The sequence below is a fragment of the Limnospira platensis NIES-39 genome (assembly GCF_026000695.1).
GTDB classification, from domain to species: Bacteria; Cyanobacteriota; Cyanobacteriia; order Cyanobacteriales; family Microcoleaceae; genus Limnospira; species Limnospira platensis.
This window is the reverse complement of record NZ_AP026945.1, coordinates 2046089-2059753: the sequence shown is the minus strand read 5'-3', so window position 1 is coordinate 2059753 and position 13665 is coordinate 2046089. Positions and strand designations below refer to the sequence as shown.

The following is a 13665-nucleotide window of genomic DNA, read 5'->3' as shown; positions in this document are numbered from 1 at the left end:
AACCGATAGGCTTGCCATTGACGGGTATCACGAGAGAGTTACCCTATCGGTGTTTGGTTGGGGGGTGGTATGGGTATTTGACAGATTGATTAAGTTGTGCTTATTGACTGAGTAATCAACCTATTGACAGAATTATTTTCCTGTGCTAGGACTAGATTGTGAGTAGTATCTGAGTAACTCAATAGGATATAGGGGTTGAGTAATAACCCGCTATCGCTGTCAGGATAAGGGTTTAAAGGCAATGCAGGCGAAAGGAGAGTTTCCTAACCCATAAGCTGTAACCCCTATTCTACCGTTACTTAGGTGTTACTCAAAACCATAGCAGGATCTATCAATCTGTAGCCATAAAATAACCCCTAGGGGTTTAATCTAGGGGTGTTAATTTATGAAAGGTTGACGATTAGATTAATCTATCAGATAGATAACTCTAAGAAATAATTTAGCTTCAGAGCTATCAATATCAACCCCTAACGCTGTTAACCGTTCTATAGCCACGTTCAATGGTATAGGTAACTTAGAAACCCCTTTGAGAACTTCTAAGGTAGCGTCAATGCCTTCTGTCTTGTATTTACCCTCATTGACGATTGTGCTATGTCCCATAAGTCTAGCTCGCAACTCGATAGGTAGTCCATATTGTTCACCTAACAGGTTGTACAGTCTACGAAAAGCATATTTCTGGGTTACCGGGCATTTCATAGATTGAATTCTGTTACTAAACGTTGCGTCAAAGCCTCCAGCTATGGTTTTGGGTTGACTGCCTTTTTTCGGGCTATATTCTGGTAACAACGGCCGTTTCAATTCTAGGAAATCAAACATTTCGGGACTGGGAATTGGGGCTACAACCCTTCCCCCTGTTTTAATACTCACTTTCCGACCTTCTGCGTCAGTAAAGTAAGTGGTGCGAAACGTTCAGGCATGAAATAGGGTTGAAATACCCGAAGTAACCGCCTGGTGGGGACTTCAACCCCTTGGTTGAATATAAGGAACGCACTCGTGACCATCCTCATAACTGTTTATATGTCCCAACGTTCGGTATAGAGATATACCAAACAAGGCAGGGAACCCAAGGTCAAAACGAACTAACCCATACAAATTCCTTATAGTAAGCCCAGAAATGGATAAGTAAAGTTAGGAAATTAGGGTAACGGCGATAGCCACCCCCAATTTTGGGAATCACAACCTCAGGATTGAAGCGGGGAACGGAAAGCTCCTAGGTGTAACCCAACACCAGAACCGAGACCACTGCCAACCATCCATGATTAGGGAAACCGAATGTCCGGCTTGAACCATCGTCATTATTGAGCAGCGAAACAGGTTGATACGCTGCGCTCAAAAGAGTAAGGGGAAAAGTAGGGTAATCACTTCATCACCTACACAGACCTTTAAAAGTACCCCGGTGGATAGGACAAATCTAAAGATGGAATGCCCATATAAACGGAACGTTTTAACCCCTCTTAGGCTCTGATAATCTGGTCGAGAAAGTCAGTAGTGAAAGTGTAAGCGTAAGCCTATTAGGGGGTGAGATGTGACCAGAAGCCAACGCCCGACTGTAATGGTAGGGATATGCTAACGGGTCACGGTTTGATTGTAAAGAAATAGAGTCAAGTAGGTGTACAAATGGCGATAGCGAGTTTAAAGAAAGGATTTGGGAAATCAAAACCAATCAAGACTACGAACAACGCATGGAAGACCATCCCGTGGACTAAGGTTCAACGGAAAGTTTTCAAGCTCCAAAAGAGTATATTTCAAGCAGCTAAATCGGGACAGGACGCAAAGGTAAGAAGGTGGCAACGTCTATTGGTGAAATCATATTATGCCCGACTCTTAGCAGTGCGACTGTAGGGGCGGGTTCCACGGTCAGCCATGCTTCCCAACAGTCAGCTTAATAAACCCGCCCCCCCAAGCGGGTCAAGGCAAAAAGACGGCTGGAGTAGATGGTGTGATAGCAATATCCCCTAAACAAAGGCTAGAAATGACCGAGAAAATCAAAGAAAACCTCAAAGCAAAACCACTGCGACGGGTGTGGATTCCAAAACCTGGTAGGGATGAAAAAAGCTGGAATAGGAATACCCACAATCCAAGATAGAGCAAGGCAAGCCTTGGTTAAGTCGGCTCTCGAACCTGAATGGGAATCGAGATTTGAAAGCACAAGCTATGGGTTCCGTCCCGGACGGTCAGCCCAAGATGCAATAGCACGAATTTACTCAAGTATCAACAAGGGTGAATATTATGTACTCGATGCTGATATAGCAAAATGTTTTGACCGAATAAACCATGATTACCTACTGTCCAAAATTCATTGTCCAAGCTGCCTAAAAAGAGACCTGAAACAATGGCTCAAAGCAGGCGTGCTAGATAACGGCGTATTTGAGGATACAGAATCAGGGACACCCCAGGGAGGGGTAATAAGTCCACTCCTAGCTAACATCGCATTGGATGGCATGATTAGGTTCATAGAGACAATGTATCCAAAGAAAGCAAACAGAGCGCAGGCTACTGTTATAAGATACGCCGATGACTTTGTAGTGATATCCCCATCACTAGAAATCATTGAACAGTGCAAAACTGCTATTTCCGAACGGTTAAAACCTGTGGGATTAGAAATAAAACCTGAAAAGACTCGAATCTGCCATACGTTCAAACCTATTGAATATGAAGGCAGAACAGAGGAGCCAGGATTTGATTTTCTAGGATTCAATATCAGGCAATATCCAGCAGGAAAATATAAATCTGGGAAAACAGGGGGAATGGCAAGCCGATTAATCGGTCACAAGACCCACATTAAACCCAGCCAAAAAGCAGTTGCCCACACAGAAGTGATAAAAGGTGTAATTAAACAATTTAAAACAGCACCTCAATCAACCCTAATTAACAAACTAAACCCAATTATTATGGGATGGTCAAACTATTACTCAGGGGTAGTCTCAACAGAGACATTCACCAAACTAGATAAGACAATCTGGCAAATGTTACGGGCATGGACAGTATCAAGATGCGGAAAGGCAAGTCACGAAAAGCTAAGAAATTATTTCAGACATGGAACAATTAAACTTAGCAATGGGAAAGAAAGACACGAAAATTGGCTGTTCCAAACCAAAGATGGGTTACATCTATTCAAACACAACTGGACTCCAATTGTCAGACATACCTTAAGACGCCCTGACGCAACACTTTATGACGGAAATTGGACCTACTGGGCAAGCAGGAAAGGACGAGCAATCGATACGCCAAATAGGGTAGCAAAACTACTCAAAAAGCAAAAAGGTAGATGTACCTGGTGTGGGCAATTCTTTACCCCATCAGATTTAATTGAAATAGACCACATTGTACCTAGAAGCCAAGGCGGAAAGGATGACTATAAGAATATTCAATTATTACATCGCCATTGTCACGACGATAAAACAGCTCTTGATGAAGAGATGATGCTGTACTCTTAACAAGGAGACGGTCAAACTAGGAGCCGTATGAGGTGAAAGTCTCAAGTACGGTTTTGAATGGGAGGGGTAGACCGTGAGGTCTATCTCGACCCCTAATTAATCTCCTAATACAAGATAATTATCTTGATTATCAGGGTCTGATAGTGCTTTGATGATTACACCATCATCCGTTACATAACGTTTGGTTAGATTAACAGCAGCGGCTATTTCAGTTGGTCTCAGTCCGTACATTACTGTCATACCCGTTACCCATAACCAGCTATGTCGGGATGATTGATGTTGTGAGTTTCTGATGGTATAGGCTTCCTGTTTGGTGTTAAACCACCAATCTTTAAAGGCATTAATGCCTATACGCTGCTTAACGGTGAATCGTGTTTGTTTAGGGTTAATAGGCTCAAGCTGTTTAAGCAAATGGTCTTTGTTAGGTGATTTCTTAGCTATGGCTTTTAAGATGTAGTAACGTTCTTTAAATGTTTGGGAACCTACTAATTGTTCTCCGTTCTGTAGGGGAGTGTATAGCATAACCTTGAAACTCTCCCAGCTAGGGTAATCATCCCAGTTAGGGAACAACCTGAAATATGCCTCTTTAGTAGACTCGTAAGATGCTAAGTCGCTAGCGATATCGCGGGAGCGTGGTCTTCCTGTGTTGCGGTTGTAACCCGCAAAATACTCATCCTCTAGTTGTTGGAATATTTCCCGATAGGTTATCAGATTATCCTCAATCTGGTTCTTTCCTAAGATAGTCGCATCGTACCAGTTCCAAAATTCACTAGCGCTAGTAATGGTTCCCAAGGCTTCTGATACCAGTTTAGCTTTCTTAACCCCGTCTATCACCCCTTGAGGTGTACACTCAAGATTAGCTGTCTTGGGTAGCCGTTTCCCGGTAGGTGGTTGCTTAAACTGCAATAGCAGATTGTACCTAGCCCCGGACTTTTGTAACTTGAGTGTCACTCCTTTGGGACATTCCCCTTTAAAGTCTTGATAGGCTTTCAGGAATCTGCTATAGCTCTCGTCATAGTTACCCTTTCCCCCCACTGTAGGGGTATTAATGTCGTTACTCATTTTTTACTCACCTATTATCCTGTTATTGCTCTGAGTAACACCTAAGTAACGGTAGAATAGGGGTTGTAGGCTGTAATTCCGGTTCGAGTCCGGCCAGTCCCGTTGGAAATTAATCGCAGATGCTGATATGTAACTGCTGCGATCGTAGATAATAGTAGGTAGACCTAAAATTCTGGGGAGAAATTAAATGTCCCTAAACCTTGGACGATTCTTTCGAGCCTGTAACCCGCGATACACTCTGAATATATCGAAACCTGAAGATCGACAATACTATATTGATTTTGCACCAGTTCGGGGTTCTAATGTAATTCGGGAACTGAAACGGACGATCACCTTTTCTGACCATCAACCTACCTGTCAATTATTTACCGGACATATAGGCTGTGGAAAATCCACGGAATTATCACGATTAAAAACTGAATTAGAAGCCGAAAAATTCCATGTAGTTTACTTCGAGTCTTCCCAGGACTTAGATATGGCGGATGTCGATATTAGTGACATCTTACTGGCGATCGCTCGCCAAGTTTCCCAAAGTTTAGAAAATAGTGGTGTCTGTCTGCAACCCAAACGCTTTCAAGGCATTCTGAAAAGCGCCGCCAACCTTCTGAATACAGAAATTACCAGTTTTCGGAGCAATATTCCCGTCGTCGGTGATATTGGTGTTAGCCAAGACTCCGAGGGTTTTTCCCTGGCTTTTGGGATTGGTGAAATTACCGCCAAAGCCAAAGACTCCAGAGATGTGCGATCGCTATTAAGACAACACCTAGAACCCCGAGTTAATAACATTATTGAAGTCATTAACCAGGAATTAATCACCCCAGCTCAACAACAACTACAGCAACGGGGACAAGGGGGATTAGTCGTGATTATTGACAACCTCGATCGCATCGATAATAAAGCCAAATTCGGCATCCGTACCCAGCCAGAATATCTATTTGTAGATAGGGGGGAACAACTCAATAAACTGCTGTGCCATGTCATCTATACAATTCCCCTAATTCTCACCTTTTCCAACGATAAAGAAGCCGTCAGCAACCGCTTTGGTTCCCCCGCCAAACTGCTACCAATGGTCAGAGTCAAAGAACGAGACGGTAGCGACTGCGAACCCGGAATTAATCTGCTCAGACAAATGGTATTAGCACGAGCATTTCCCGAATTAAACGAAACAGAACGCCTTCGTGAAATCCCTAAATTATTTGACTCTACCAGCACCCTCGATTATCTCTGTCAGATGAGTGGTGGTCATGTACGAAACCTGCTAATTTTACTATTTAATTGTCTACAAAAAGACGATCCACCCTTCACCCGCACCATGATTGAACGGGTAATTAGCGAGAGACGCAACGAATTAGGCAAAGCCATCACCTCCGACGAGTGGGAACTTCTCCGCCAAGTTTCGCAGCAGAAAACCGTCCGAGGTGAGGAAGAATATCAAACTCTCCTCCGCAGTCTATTTGTCTTTGAATATTGCGATCATGATGGTAGTTGGTTTGACCTTAATCCTGTCTTAGAAGGCGCTAAAGATTTTGACAAAGATTAATTACCGCACCTTCAGGTGCTAATATGTCTCAAACATAAATGGGAATGGATTTAAGGGGTTGCCATGTTACTCGGATTTCAAACGGCAATCAAACTAAATAACCAGCAACGCAACGCTCTAGCCAAGCATTGTGGAGTTGCTAGACACGCTTGGAATTGGGGACTAGCATTAACCAAAAACATCCTTGACCACAATAAAGCTAATCCCCAGGACAAGATTAAGTTCCCAACTGCGGTAGACCTTCATAAATGGCTAGTCGCCATCGTTAAGCCTGAGTGTTCCTGGTATTACGAAGTGAGTAAATGCGCTCCTCAATATGCTTTGAGACATCTTGCAGAAGCCTGGAAGCAGGCATTTAAGAAGGGAAAGAAACCCCCAAAGTTCAAGAAAAAAGGACGTGCTGATAGCTTCACTGTCGATGGGTCATTGGCAGTTGACCATTTCCGTGTCAAAGTTCCCGTGATAGGTTGGCTAAAAACTTATGAGCGTTTACCCATACAATATCAACCCAAATCTTTCACGTTTAGTCGAACGGCTGATAGATGGTTTGTTAGCTGGAAAATTGAAGTTGAACCAACCCACACACCTAAATTAGTCGGAGTTGTCGGGGTGGATTTAGGAGTTAAAACACTGGCAACTTTGTCAACTGGTCAAGTGTTTGAAGGGACTAAGAGTTACCGAAAATATGAGAATAAACTCTCTAGGTTGCAACGGCTAAATCGACACAAAGTTAGAGGGTCTAACAATTGGAAAAAGGCTCAAATAAAGATAGCTAGACTGCATCGCCAGATTGCCAATATCCGTCGTGATAGATTACACAAGCTGACCACCTACCTCGCCAAAAACCACGGCAAGATTGGGATTGAGGATTTGAATGTATCTGGTATGTTGGCGAATCGTAATCTAGCTAAAGCGATCGCAGATATGGGATTTTATGAGTTTCATAGACAGCTTGAGTACAAGTGTGAGCTGCATGGTTCTGAATTTGTAGTAGTTGACCGATGGTTCCCTAGCTCCAAAACTTGCTCAAACTGCCATACAAAGAAAGAAACACTCTTCCTATCTGAAAGAGTGTTCAAGTGTGACCACTGCGGCCTAGAAATTGATCGTGATTTGAATGCCTCCATCAATTTGGAGAAAGCCGTCAGTTAGACGGTGTTAGCCTGTGGACAGAGTGCTGCCGACAGTTCTGTATGAAGCAGGAAATGAGCGCCAACTACCCCTAGTAGAAGTTATCTTAGATAGAAAAGTCTAGTTATGGGCAGCTTTGGGTAAGTCTTATGTAACGGCTTGCTGCTTTTCCCCCAATAGGTCATTAATTGTGCCGATACCCAGTAGGGTGGTGGCTTCCTTTCCTTTATCCCCAGCGGCGCGATAGAGGTCGCGGGCGGCTTGCAACTTTTCTAGGGCTTCTCGTAATGATTCTGCTGTTCGTTGCCGAAATAGTCGTAATCCCTCATTTAATAATCTATTGGCTTCTGAATTCCTGCTATTTTGGGCGAGAATTATAGGCGTGGGCTCAGGGGATGATGAACTGGTTTTTAGCTGTGATGAGGTCGCCACTACTGACTCCCCTAGCATCACTGATAATGTGGCTGTTATCAATCCGATTTCGATGAGTTGCTGTGGTTTAATCATGGGTTAATTCCTTTATTTTTGCAGACAATTTATGGGAAAGTACAAGCTAGAAAATCTGGGTTTATTTAAGTAAGTCAATCCCCGCGATTTGAGCCATAATGTTGGGTTTCGTTCCTCAACCCAACCTACGAATAAAGCTGTGATGAGGTCGCCACTACTGACTCCCCTAGCATCACTGATAATGTGGCTGTTATCAATCCGATTTCGATGAGTTGCTGTGGTTTAATCATGGGTTAATTCCTTTATTTTTGCAGACAATTTATGGGAAAGTACAAGCTAGAAAATCTGGGTTTTTTTGAGTAAGTCAATCCCCGCGATTTGAGCCATAATGTTGGGTTTCGTTCCTCAAACCAACCCACGAATAAAGCTGTGATGAAGTCGCCAATACTGACTCCCCTAGAATCACTGATAAGGTGACTGCTGTTAATCCGATTTCGATGATTTGCTGTGGTTTAATCATGGGTTCATTCCTTTATTTTTGCAGACAATTTATGGAAAAGTAAAAGCTAGAAAATCTCGGTTTTTTTGAGTAAGTCAATCCCCGCGATTTGAGCCATAATGTTGGGTTTCGTTCCTCAAACCAACCCACGAATAAAGCTGTGATGAAGTCGCCAATACTGACTCCCCTAGAATCACTGATAAGGTGACTGCTGTTAATCCGATTTCGATGATTTGCTGTGGTTTAATCATGGGTTCATTCCTTTATTTTTGCAGACAATTTATGGAAAAGTAAAAGCTAGAAAATCTCGGTTTATTTGAGTAAGTTAATCTCCGCGATTTGAGCCATAATGTTGGGTTTCGTTCCTCAACCCAACCTACGAATAAAGCTGTGATGAGGTCGCCACTACTGACTCCCCTAGAATCACTGATAATGTGGCTGTTATCAATCCGATTTCGATGAGTTGCTGTGGTTTAATCATGGGTTAATTCCTTTATTTTTGCAGACAATTTATGGGAAAGTACAAGCTAGAAAATCTGGGTTTTTTTGAGTAAGTCAATCCCCGCGATTTGAGCCATAATGTTGGGTTTCATTCCTCAAACCAACCCACGAATAAAGCTGTGATGAAGTCGCCAATACTGACTCCCCTAGAATCACTGATAAGGTGACTGCTGTTAATCCGATTTCGATGAGTTGCTGTGGTTTAATCATGGGTTAATTCCTTTATTTTTGCAGACAATTTATGGAAAAGTAAAAGCTAGAAAATCTTGGTTTATTTGAGTAAGTCAATCCCCGCGATTTGAGCCATAATGTTGGGTTTCGTGCCTCAACCCAACCTACGAATAAAGCTGTGATGAGGTCGCCACTACTGACTCCCCTAGAATCACTGATAAGGTGGCTGCTGTTAATCCGATTTTGATTAGTTGCTGTGGTTTAATCATGGGTTAATTCCTTTATTTTTGCAGACAATTTATGGGAAAGTACAAGCTAGAAAATCTGGGTTTATTTGAGTAATTCAATCCCCGCGATTTGAGCCATAATGTTGGGTTTCGTGCCTCAACCCAACCTACGAATAAAGCTGGGTGAGGTCGCCACTACTGACTCCCCTAGAATCACTGATAAGGTGACTGCTGTTAATCCGATTTTGATGAGTTGCTGTGGTTTAATCATGGGTTCATTCCTTTATTGTTGCAGACAATTTATGGGAAAGTACAAGCTAGAAAATCTGGGTTTATTTGAGTAATTCAATCCCCGCGATTTGAGCCATAATGTTGGGTTTCGTGCCTCAACCCAACCTACGAATAAAGCTGGGTGAGGGTGCTGTATTAATTAATTACCGCCAATCTCCTTGAATAGTAAACGCACCCCAATAATAGGGAGACTGCCATTGACCGGAATTCCACATCTCTAATTGTGCTTCTCTTAAAGCTATAATTGGCTGTTGATTCTCATTCAATATCTCCTGATAAAACCGAGTCATTAACTGGGAAGTTGCTAAATCATTGACATTCCATAAACTCACCACCACTCGTCGCGCCCCCGCATACATAAAACCGCGAGTTAAACCTACTAAACCCTCTCCTCTTACTTCCCGACCTAAGCCCGTCTGACAAGCGCTTAATACTACTAATTCGGCGGGTAAATTCAGGTTAAATATATCATTTAAACGCACAAAGCCATTATCCGATTCTCCCTGGTAATTAAATAATGATAACACCAATCCAGATAATTCTGGATTGACTGTATCAATTAACCCATGAGTCGCGAAGTGGATGATTTGATATTCAGATAAATTGGGGTGAGTGGCTAGGTAGCGGGAAGCCTCAAAACCCAAGGCTTTCATTCTTTCATTTTCCGGGACTAATTCGGCAATATTTTCCGCTTCAACACGGCTATATTTTAATCGATTTAACTGGGGGGCTGTATCCCCTAACCCTAAACTTCTGGTCGCCCTAGCTAAGGCTAAATCATCAAGACTTGGGGAGTTATTATCAGAGGTGATTTGATTTAATCGCTGGTCGTTTGATTCAAAAATAGGGTCAGCTAATACCGCTACAATTTTAGCAGCAGTGTCCCGATTTGCTAATTGTTCTCGTTGAATAGCAATGAGAGTAGCTGAGGAAGCGGTGACAATTTCATGTTCGACTAACAGGGGGGTATCGGGTTGAGAAGGTATCGGTAAAGCGGCAAAAGGAATGAATTGTAAAATCCCATCTCCGACAATCAATAACCGTTGATTATTCAGTTGATTAACTACAGGTGAAATTAAGATTTCACTCAGGGGTAATCCCTGGGCTACTGTGGTGGTATTATCACGGTTAATAGCTTCTCGATAAGGGGCAGCTACTGCCTCGATTTCCCCTTGAGCAGGCAGAATATAACTGGTTATACTATCCTTAGTCACCGCCCAGAGAAAACTGCGTTCTTCTCCTAGGTAATATTGTAACAGCAAGGTATCATCATCAAGTACCTGTTGCTGCACTTGTTCTAAGTTCAGAGGTTGGGGATATTGCAGGTTAGCATAGTTGGGACTGACGACCCTAATTTGGGTTTGTAGTTGATTGAGTTGATTAATGAGAGATTGGGATTGAGTTTTCAGTGCATCGATTTGTTCTGTGGTAAATTGACCCTGGGTGAGTTCATACCGTTGATGTTCTATGGCATTGAGTTGTTGTATTAGGCTTTGTTCCTGCTGCAAAAGTTGAGGGTCTACGCCTTCACGAATATTAGCACCAGCTTCGGCGAGAAGTTCCAAAAGGCGGCGGGCGCGGCTACGTTCGCTGGCATGAAAAGCTAGGGCATCATATCCTTTTTGGGGGTTTTGTTGATGCAGTTCCATTAACAATTCAATATATAATTGGTAACGGTCTTGAACGGTGGAGAAAAAGGTTTGGCGGAGTTCGCCTGGAGGGGCTAAGCTGCGGAGTTCTTCAGTCAAGTTAATCGCCTTTTCCATATTAACCAGGGCTTCGGTGAGTTCGCCTTGGGAACGTTGGAGAAAAGCCATACCGGTGAGGATAGTAGCTTCCCCCCCTCTATCCCCCACAGCCCTTGATAGGGGTAAAGCTTGGTTAAGGTAGTCTAGGGCTGTTTGTTTTTCTCCCAAGGAGTCGTACACAGCGCCAATATTGCTGAGAGTAGTAGCTTCCCCCTCTCTATCCCCCACAGCCCTTCTTAGGGGTAAAGCTTGGTTGTAGTAGTCTAGGGCTGTTTGTTTTTCTCCCAAGGAGTCGTACACAGCGCCAATATTGCTGAGAGTAGTAGCTTCCATTCCTCTATCCCCCACAGCCCTTAATAGGGGTAAAGCTTGGTTGTAGTAGTCTAGGGCTGTTTGTTTTTCTCCCAAGGAGTCGTACACAGCGCCAATATTGCTGAGAGTAGTAGCTTCCATTCCTCTATCCCCCACAGCCCTTAATAGGGGTAAAGCTTGGTTGTAGTAGTCTAGGGCTGTTTGTTTTTCTCCCAGGGAGTCGTACACAGCGCCAATATTGCTGAGAGTAGTAGCTTCCCCTCCTCTATCCCCCACAGCCCTTCTTAGGGGTAAAGCTTGGTTAAGGTAGTCTAGGGCTGTTTGTTTTTCTCCCAGGGAGTCGTACACAGCGCCAATATTGCTGAGAGTAGTAGCTTCCCCTCCTCTATCCCCCACAGCCCTTCTTAGGGGTAAAGCTTGGTTAAGGTAGTCTAGGGCTGTTTGTTTTTCTCCCAGGGAGTCGTACACACCGCCAATATTGTTGAGAGTAGTAGCTTCCCCTCCTCTATCCCCCACAGCCCTTAATAGGGGTAAAGCTTGGTTGTAGTAGTCTAGGGCTGTTTGTTTTTCTCCCAGGGAGTCGTACACATGGCCAATATTGTTGAGAGTAGCAGCTTCCCCCCCTGTATCCCCCACAGCCCTTCTTAGGGGTAAAGCTTGGTTGTAGTAGTCTAGGGCTGTTTGTTTTTCTCCCAGGGAGTCGTACACATGGCCAATATTGTTGAGAGTAGCAGCTTCCCCCCCTGTATCCCCCACAGCCCTTCTTAGGGGTAAAGCTTGGTTGTAGTAGTCTAGGGCTGTTTGTTTTTCTCCCAGGGAGTCGTACACATGGCCAATATTGTTGAGAGTAGCAGCTTCCCCCCCTATGTCCTCCACAGCCCTGAATAGGGGTAAAGCTTGGTTAAGGTAGTCTAGGGCTGTTTGTTTTTCTCCCAGGGAGTCGTACACAGCACCAATATTGCTGAGAGTAGTAGCTTCCCCTCCTCTATCCCCCACAGCCCGATACAGGGGTAAAGCTTGGTTGTAGTAGTCTAGGGCTGTTTGTTTTTCTCCTAATAAATCATTAATTCTCCCCATACTCAGCAGGGTGACAGCTTCCCCCCTTCTATCCCCAGCAGCGCGATAGAGTTGGCGGGCGACTTGCCACTTTTCTAGGGCTTGTCGTAATGATTCGGCGGTTCCTTGTTGAAATAGTTGTAATCCTTCTTGCCGCAATCTATCGGCTTCTGAATTACTGCTATTTTGGGCGAGAATTATAGGCGTTGACTCAAGGGATGATGAACTGGTTTTTAGCTGTGATGAGGTCGCCACTACTGACTCCCCTAGCATCACGGATAATGTGGCTGTTATCAATCCGATTTTGATGGATTTATGTGGTTTAATCATGGGTTAATTCCTTTATTTTTGCAGACAATTTATGGAAAAGTAAAAGCTAGAAAATCTCGGTTTATTTGAGTAAGTCAATCCCCGCGATTTGAGCCATAATGTTGGGTTTCGTTCCTCAACCCAACCTACGAATAAAGCTGTGATGAGGTCGCCACTACTGACTCCCCTAGAATCACTGATAAGGTGGCTGCTGTTAATCCGATTTTGATTAGTTGCTGTGGTTTAATCATGGGTTCATTCCTTTATTTTTGCAGACAATTTATGGAAAAGTAAAAGCTAGAAAATCTCGGTTTATTTGAGTAAGTCAATCCCCGCGATTTGAGCCATAATGTTGGGTTTCGTTCCTCAACCCAACCTACGAATAAAGCTGTGATGAGGTCGCCAATACTGACTCCCCTAGCATCACTGATAAGGTGACTGCTGTTAATCCGATTTTGATGGATTTATGTGGTTTAATCATGGGTTCATTCCTTTATTTTTGCAGACAATTTATGGAAAATTACAACCTAGAAAATCCGGGTTTATTTGAGTAAGTCAATCCCCGCGATTTGAGCCATAATGTTGGGTTGAGGCACGAAACCCAACCCACGAATAAAGCTGTGATGAGGTCGCCACTACTGACTCCCCTAGCATCACGGATAATGTGGCTGCTATCAATCCGATTTCGATGATTTGCTGTGGTTTAATCATGGGTTAATTCCTTTATTTTTGCAGACAATTTATGGAAAAGTAAAAGCTAGAAAATCTCGGTTTATTTGAGTAAGTCAATCCCCGCGATTTGAGCCATAATGTTGGGTTTCGTTCCTCAACCCAACCTACGAATAAAGCTGTGATGAGGTCGCCACTACTGACTCCCCTAGAATCACGGATAATGTGGCTGTTATCAATCCGATTTTGATGGATTTATGTGGTT

9 protein-coding genes and 3 pseudogenes are annotated in these 13665 nt (G+C 43.5%); 5 read left to right on the top strand and 7 right to left on the bottom strand.

What is annotated here, in order from left to right; translation table 11 throughout:
- Positions 1-405: 405 nt before the first annotated feature.
- Positions 406-894 (bottom strand): annotated as a pseudogene (locus tag N39L_RS10105) (recombinase); the annotation flags it as partial.
- A 723-nt stretch (positions 895-1617) separates the two neighbouring features.
- On the opposite strand from N39L_RS10105, the gene N39L_RS10100 reads away from it, so the two are divergent.
- The 3 genes and pseudogenes from N39L_RS10100 to N39L_RS10090 all read left to right on the top strand — a co-directional run bounded on the left by N39L_RS10100 (position 1618) and on the right by N39L_RS10090 (position 3437).
- Positions 1618-1842, top strand: coding sequence for a reverse transcriptase N-terminal domain-containing protein (locus N39L_RS10100; protein WP_014274427.1), 225 nt, complete (start codon positions 1618-1620; stop codon positions 1840-1842).
- Between the two features lie 21 nt (positions 1843-1863).
- Positions 1864-2086 (top strand): annotated as a pseudogene (locus tag N39L_RS10095) (HNH endonuclease).
- Positions 2046-3437 (top strand): group II intron reverse transcriptase, encoded by a 1392-nt coding sequence (locus N39L_RS10090; RefSeq protein WP_014274426.1) that lies wholly within the window; start codon positions 2046-2048, stop codon positions 3435-3437. The pseudogene N39L_RS10095 and the gene N39L_RS10090 overlap by 41 nt, the downstream one beginning before the upstream one ends.
- Before the next feature lie 99 nt (positions 3438-3536).
- Here the strand turns inward: N39L_RS10090 and N39L_RS10085 are convergent.
- Positions 3537-4499: pseudogene (locus N39L_RS10085) on the bottom strand (recombinase); the annotation flags it as partial.
- Positions 4500-4686: 187 nt separating this feature from the next.
- On the opposite strand from N39L_RS10085, the gene N39L_RS10080 reads away from it, so the two are divergent.
- Together N39L_RS10080 and N39L_RS10075 are read left to right on the top strand one after the other, a co-directional pair.
- Entirely contained in the window at positions 4687-6039 is a 1353-nt protein-coding gene (locus tag N39L_RS10080; protein ID WP_006616250.1) for an ATP-binding protein, read from the top strand.
- Positions 6040-6102: 63 nt separating this feature from the next.
- A complete protein-coding gene (locus tag N39L_RS10075) occupies positions 6103-7191 on the top strand; it encodes an RNA-guided endonuclease InsQ/TnpB family protein (RefSeq protein WP_014275129.1) in 1089 nt (362 codons plus the stop codon).
- A 126-nt stretch (positions 7192-7317) separates the two neighbouring features.
- Here N39L_RS10075 and N39L_RS10070 read toward each other — a convergent pair whose 3' ends face one another.
- The 5 genes from N39L_RS10070 to N39L_RS10050 form a co-directional block, all read right to left on the bottom strand.
- Complete coding sequence (locus tag N39L_RS10070; protein ID WP_014275128.1) at positions 7318-7677, bottom strand: hypothetical protein; 360 nt, start codon at positions 7675-7677, stop codon at positions 7318-7320.
- Between the two features lie 304 nt (positions 7678-7981).
- On the bottom strand, positions 7982-8137 hold the full coding sequence (locus N39L_RS10065; RefSeq protein ID WP_014275127.1) for a hypothetical protein: 156 nt from the start codon (positions 8135-8137) through the stop codon (positions 7982-7984).
- Positions 8138-8211: 74 nt separating this feature from the next.
- Positions 8212-8367, bottom strand: a complete 156-nt coding sequence (locus N39L_RS10060) for a hypothetical protein (RefSeq protein WP_014275127.1) — start codon at positions 8365-8367, stop codon at positions 8212-8214.
- Between the two features lie 304 nt (positions 8368-8671).
- A complete protein-coding gene (locus N39L_RS10055) occupies positions 8672-8827 on the bottom strand; it encodes a hypothetical protein (RefSeq protein ID WP_014275126.1) in 156 nt (51 codons plus the stop codon).
- A gap of 622 nt (positions 8828-9449) precedes the next feature.
- Positions 9450-12752 (bottom strand): CHAT domain-containing tetratricopeptide repeat protein, encoded by a 3303-nt coding sequence (locus tag N39L_RS10050; RefSeq protein WP_014275124.1) that lies wholly within the window; start codon positions 12750-12752, stop codon positions 9450-9452.
- Positions 12753-13665: the final 913 nt, after the last annotated feature.

Coding starts and splice junctions, on each gene's coding strand:
- N39L_RS10075 (WP_014275129.1), top strand. CDS start 6,103: ATGTTACTCGGATTTCAAACGGCAATCAAACTAAATAACCAGCAACGC.
- N39L_RS10060 (WP_014275127.1), bottom strand. CDS start 8,367: ATGATTAAACCACAGCAAATCATCGAAATCGGATTAACAGCAGTCACC.
- N39L_RS10090 (WP_014274426.1), top strand. CDS start 2,046: ATGAAAAAAGCTGGAATAGGAATACCCACAATCCAAGATAGAGCAAGG.
- N39L_RS10050 (WP_014275124.1), bottom strand. CDS start 12,752: ATGATTAAACCACATAAATCCATCAAAATCGGATTGATAACAGCCACA.
- N39L_RS10055 (WP_014275126.1), bottom strand. CDS start 8,827: ATGATTAAACCACAGCAACTCATCGAAATCGGATTAACAGCAGTCACC.
- N39L_RS10100 (WP_014274427.1), top strand. CDS start 1,618: ATGGCGATAGCGAGTTTAAAGAAAGGATTTGGGAAATCAAAACCAATC.
- N39L_RS10080 (WP_006616250.1), top strand. CDS start 4,687: ATGTCCCTAAACCTTGGACGATTCTTTCGAGCCTGTAACCCGCGATAC.
- N39L_RS10065 (WP_014275127.1), bottom strand. CDS start 8,137: ATGATTAAACCACAGCAAATCATCGAAATCGGATTAACAGCAGTCACC.
- N39L_RS10070 (WP_014275128.1), bottom strand. CDS start 7,677: ATGATTAAACCACAGCAACTCATCGAAATCGGATTGATAACAGCCACA.